We start from the raw sequence: 2845 nt of genomic DNA, 5'->3' as shown, positions 1-2845 counted from the left end.
TCCTTTCACGCAGGAATTTTTAGCTGAGATGCTCGGTGTTCGGCGTCCGAGCGTAACAACCGTTGCGCGTACACTTCAAGAAGCCGGAATCATTAAGTACAGGCGCGGCCATATAGAAATCGTTGATGTTGAAGCTATGCGCGAAAGCGCCTGCGAGTGCTACGAGACGGTCAGAGGCCAGTATGAGCAATTGCTCGGGGCGCCGCTTGGGGGTTAAGGGTCAAATCCGAAGAACTCACGTTGAGCACAATTGGTCTGCTGTGCTCCCGGAAGCAGACTTCCCATCCGGCCATTTAGGAGTACGGCCTAGTTTGATTTTCGCAGTGGCCTAATTTAGCCGCGAACCTGCGTTAGTTTCTAACTTCCGGGTTAACAATCATGGGGCCCGACCATGATCCTTCAGCAATCGGAATACGACCTAGCGTTCGAAGAAAGGCTCGTCCAAGAAGCGAGGCGCCTAAGCGAAGAGGCTAATCGATTGCCAATCTGCGAAGAGCGCGAAGAGCTTCTTAGACGGGCCGTCAGGCGGATACCGCCTCTCACATGACCGAATGGCTTCCCTGTGTAGGATTGCGAGCGCCGAAGTAAGGGCGCCTCAGTGGGCTGTTTTCGTTTTGTGCCGACCCTTGAGATGCCTCAAGGAATCTAGTCCTCCGTGAACACGTTGCGAACGCGAGCGTATCCACCACCGGAACGCGTGATAAGGGTGGCCTATTTCGGCCAGTACCGAAGCTCGAATGCCTTCGTCGAGTTTTCGGAGATGAAGGCCTGCAGGGACGGGGACACCTGTGCGTCCGTGTCGATGGCACGTTGAGCGACGGCGTCGGCGACATCGGAGGTCGCGTCCCTGGACCAGCCCTCGATCGCATTGAAGACGACAATCCGGACGGAGTAGCTGTAGTCGCCGGAGATAATGAGGCGGATGACTGTCTCAAGATCGGTTTCGGTCTCGTCGGTCTCGCGCCAGGCGCAGCCGGCGCGGGCGCCGAAGTCCTCGAGGACGAGATAGATGTCGCGGTCGAGGCGATCGCCCGGCACGATCGAGGGCGAGGTACGCATACGCAAACTCCACAAACGGCGCTGACCCAATCGCGAGTGCTGGCCGATCGTTCCCTGTCAGGCGCCACGCGTCAATGTCGCCAGCGGCGCTGCACCGGCACATCGGGCGGCGATGCCTGATGGTTGGGCGCTAGCATATTTCCGACCCCAGCGAGCCAATTTAATTTTTGCAGGGAGCTGTTTTGACCAGACGAGCCGCGCCGCAGTTGATCTGATACCGGCATGGAATTCACCGCAGACGAGTGCCGGCAAAAGGCCGCCGATAAGCAGGCGCAGGCTGAGCGCCATGTTGGACGTTGCAGGGAGAAACTTCAAAATGCGGCCGCTGCGTGGCGGTTGCTCGCAAGCAGGATAGAGGAATGCTCAAAAGAATAAGGCCGCCTCAGTTGGCGGCCTTCTGCGGCCGGGCGCGATCGAGGGCGTCCGTCGGCGGCGCTTCGGGCTGGACCAAGCGCGATAGATCGTCGGGCGAGTTCATGGCTGGCAAGAAGCCGGGCAGCGCCAAGAAGGCCGCCAAGAAGTTCAAGGGCGTGCGTGTCGAGAAATAAGCGACGAAGAAAACGGCGCGGACGCAAAGCAAAGGGCCGCTGTCCGGAGACAACGGCCCTTCACGTTCCCAGGGTTTCAATAATTTCGCAATGAAATGGCTTAGCCAGCCCCCGGTTCGCCCATTTTTTCTTGCGGTTCCCGCCATAACGCAGGATGTAAATTTGGAGAGACGGCCCCGGCGGGGGGCTGGGGGCAGTAGGCCAGGGCCGCTCTGCCAGCCAGCATCGAATGACGATGCTTGGCAAGATATTAATCGAATGCCGGCGGGGCTGGTTCCAAGGAGACAATTTCAACCTTAGACTCATGGCGGCCCGCTCGCATTGCATCCGGTCTTCGAGAGAAACTGGCCATTGATCTTCTCGATGTGAATGCGGTCGTTGACTGGTAGCACGTCGGCGGCGAAGGCTTGTGCGCGCTCCTCGAGCGCCTCATGACCTCGCGTTTTTTGGCACCATGTGCGCGTCACTGCATTCCAACGTCATGAGCGAAGCTGATTTTGCGAAATATTTGCAACAAGCCGAGACTTGCCTCAACGAGGCACAGAAGGCGACCCGCGAGGTTGACAAAGAGGCGTGGCTTGAGCTCGCCGAAGACTGGATGGTCATGGCAACCAAAGCTCAACGGACACTGGCTGCCAGCCGGAAGCGCCAAGATCAAGACTGAGTTCAAACTTAGGAACCAAGCGCGCCGGACACGGTTGGCAAGTCGTTTTTGAAACGGCTCCAAGGAGGGCGGCATGCGCCGCAGAGTGAAGCAGACGCGTTCGTTGGAAGAGCGAATGGCCGAACAGGCCGCCAAGCTTAAAGCGATGGCCGATCAGTTACCAGCCGGGACCGAACGTGAAGCGCTGCTCAAGCGAGCAAGGATTGTCGAGACCGGTGCGCACCTAGGTGATTGGCTGAACTCTCCGGGTCTGCGGCAATCCGACTAATCGGGCTTTTTCCGAACGACACCGGCAACGAAGCCGCCGGGCATCCGGGGAACATCGTCGAGGTCGTCGGCGTCGATGCGATTGCAGACCGGACATGGCGCGCCAGCGCCCCCGCAATCGCAAGCGCGCCCACCGAGCCAAGGGCGCTCCGGGTGGTTCTCGCAAACCCAGCGGCAGCTGTCACATCGTCCGCAGAATTTCATGGCGATCAATGCATCGTCGGAAAAGCGGCAGAGAGCGGCTCCGGCCAGGCTTGGGGACGGGGGTACGCCGGAGCCGCTCTGCCAGCTCGGCGGCGAGCCAGCA

The 2845-nt window shown here is 59.5% G+C and carries 5 protein-coding genes; 4 read left to right on the top strand and 1 reads right to left on the bottom strand.

Annotated elements, in window-relative coordinates; all coding sequences use genetic code 11:
- Nucleotides 1-217: Crp/Fnr family transcriptional regulator (locus tag FXB40_RS47455; RefSeq protein ID WP_148779119.1), on the top strand; the 217-nt coding region annotated here is incomplete at its 5' end.
- Nucleotides 218-711: 494 nt separating this feature from the next.
- On the opposite strand, the gene FXB40_RS47445 is transcribed toward FXB40_RS47455, so the two are convergent.
- Nucleotides 712-1059, bottom strand: coding sequence for a hypothetical protein (locus FXB40_RS47445; RefSeq protein WP_148779118.1), 348 nt, complete (start codon nucleotides 1057-1059; stop codon nucleotides 712-714).
- Nucleotides 1060-1418: 359 nt separating this feature from the next.
- On the opposite strand from FXB40_RS47445, the gene FXB40_RS47440 reads away from it, so the two are divergent.
- From FXB40_RS47440 to FXB40_RS47430, 3 genes are all read left to right on the top strand, one after another.
- Nucleotides 1419-1607: a hypothetical protein gene (locus FXB40_RS47440; protein ID WP_148779117.1), complete on the top strand. Its 189-nt coding sequence runs from the start codon at nucleotides 1419-1421 to the stop codon at nucleotides 1605-1607.
- 481 nt (nucleotides 1608-2088) lie between these two features.
- The gene (locus FXB40_RS47435) at nucleotides 2089-2271 is read left to right on the top strand and encodes a hypothetical protein (RefSeq protein ID WP_148779116.1); all 183 of its coding nucleotides are present in this window, start codon (nucleotides 2089-2091) and stop codon (nucleotides 2269-2271) included.
- A 73-nt stretch (nucleotides 2272-2344) separates the two neighbouring features.
- Nucleotides 2345-2539: a hypothetical protein gene (locus FXB40_RS47430; protein ID WP_148779115.1), complete on the top strand. Its 195-nt coding sequence runs from the start codon at nucleotides 2345-2347 to the stop codon at nucleotides 2537-2539.
- The last annotated feature ends 306 nt before the right edge of the window (nucleotides 2540-2845 follow it).

Source organism: Bradyrhizobium rifense (assembly GCF_008123425.1).
Lineage (GTDB): Bacteria > Pseudomonadota > Alphaproteobacteria > Rhizobiales > Xanthobacteraceae > Bradyrhizobium > Bradyrhizobium rifense.
This window is presented reverse-complemented; position numbering and strand designations above follow the sequence as displayed.

Excerpts from the sequence above, each read along its gene's own strand:
- FXB40_RS47445 (WP_148779118.1), bottom strand. The coding sequence starts at position 1,059 with ATGCGTACCTCGCCCTCGATCGTGCCGGGCGATCGCCTCGACCGCGAC.
- FXB40_RS47440 (WP_148779117.1), top strand. The coding sequence starts at position 1,419 with ATGCTCAAAAGAATAAGGCCGCCTCAGTTGGCGGCCTTCTGCGGCCGG.
- FXB40_RS47435 (WP_148779116.1), top strand. The coding sequence starts at position 2,089 with ATGAGCGAAGCTGATTTTGCGAAATATTTGCAACAAGCCGAGACTTGC.
- FXB40_RS47430 (WP_148779115.1), top strand. The coding sequence starts at position 2,345 with ATGCGCCGCAGAGTGAAGCAGACGCGTTCGTTGGAAGAGCGAATGGCC.